The sequence below is a fragment of the Neobacillus paridis genome, assembly GCF_016765675.1.
GTDB classification, from domain to species: domain Bacteria; phylum Bacillota; class Bacilli; order Bacillales; family Cytobacillaceae; genus Neobacillus; species Neobacillus paridis.
The window spans coordinates 1-943 of the sequence record NZ_JAESWB010000256.1 but is presented as its reverse complement, the minus strand read 5'-3'; the positions used below and the strand labels follow the sequence as shown (position 1 = coordinate 943).

Here is a 943-nt window from a genome sequence, read left to right as displayed (position 1 = left end):
TGACGTCTTTTAACGACAGCATGGGAAACGCATGAGTAATTTCGCGGAAGGCCTTGAGCGGCTTGCCGCCTATTCGCATCGAAGGCGAATCCGGTGTAGCAAGCTGCGGGTGTTGCGCTTCAATTGCAATCAGCTTGCGAATGAGGGCATCATATTGAGAGTCGGAGATTTCAGGTGCATCATTCTCGTGGTAGAGCCGTTGGTGGCGCTCGATATCTGCGCGTAGGCTCGTGATCTGGAGAAGGGAAGGCAACTCTGCTGGCAAATTCACAACGATTCCAATATAAGAGAAAGTATGTGGAAACATCACCACATGGTTAGATAAATGAAAATCAACTGTATTATACGACTGTGTTATATTATTGCAAAAGGTAAATGCCCGGTGCAGATCACGTCTGGTGGTCTAATACGTAGGANGATCACGTCTGGTGGTCTAATACGTAGGATTGAGAGCATTGGGAACGTAGAAGGAAAGAGTTATGAGTGATGGATTTGATTACAGTGCCATGTACTTCGGAGAGTCAGCGAGTGCGAGTATGGCAAGGCGCGATGCCGAGGCAGCTGAAGACGAAGCCTATTGGGAAAAATGTGCTCGTGAACAGCACGAAATTTCCTTGAAGATTGCGAACCAGCGCATTTTGGAACTGAGTGCTGAACGGGATGCCTACCGCGACCTGGCAATGGCGATGCTGCAGGAATTGGGCGAACCAAACCCTGTCTTGACAGTTGTCGAAAACCGGGATGCCAGGAAAGCATACTTCGAAGAGCGTAAGCAAAAGTCCATTGATGCCACGCTCGCAGCCAACCCCAATCTGCGATTTCTTTGAGGGCTTGATCATTCTTTGTGCGTAGCAGCGGCAAAGACATTCCCTTGTACTCTGGGAGGCGTACGGTAAGGTTCATCTCATGAATGGGTCCAACAACGAGGTTGAAAAAAGTATGT

2 protein-coding genes are annotated in these 943 nt (G+C 48.7%); one reads left to right on the top strand and one right to left on the bottom strand.

The annotated features are described in order from the left end of the window. Positions 1-307, bottom strand: a 307-nt coding sequence (locus JK635_RS28730; RefSeq protein WP_498043881.1) for a DNA ligase LigA-related protein, incomplete at its 3' end; no start/stop codon positions are given. 229 nt (positions 308-536) lie between these two features. Here JK635_RS28730 and JK635_RS28725 point away from each other — a divergent pair. Continuing rightward, positions 537-827: a hypothetical protein gene (locus JK635_RS28725; protein WP_202655244.1), complete on the top strand. Its 291-nt coding sequence runs from the start codon at positions 537-539 to the stop codon at positions 825-827. The last annotated feature ends 116 nt before the right edge of the window (positions 828-943 follow it).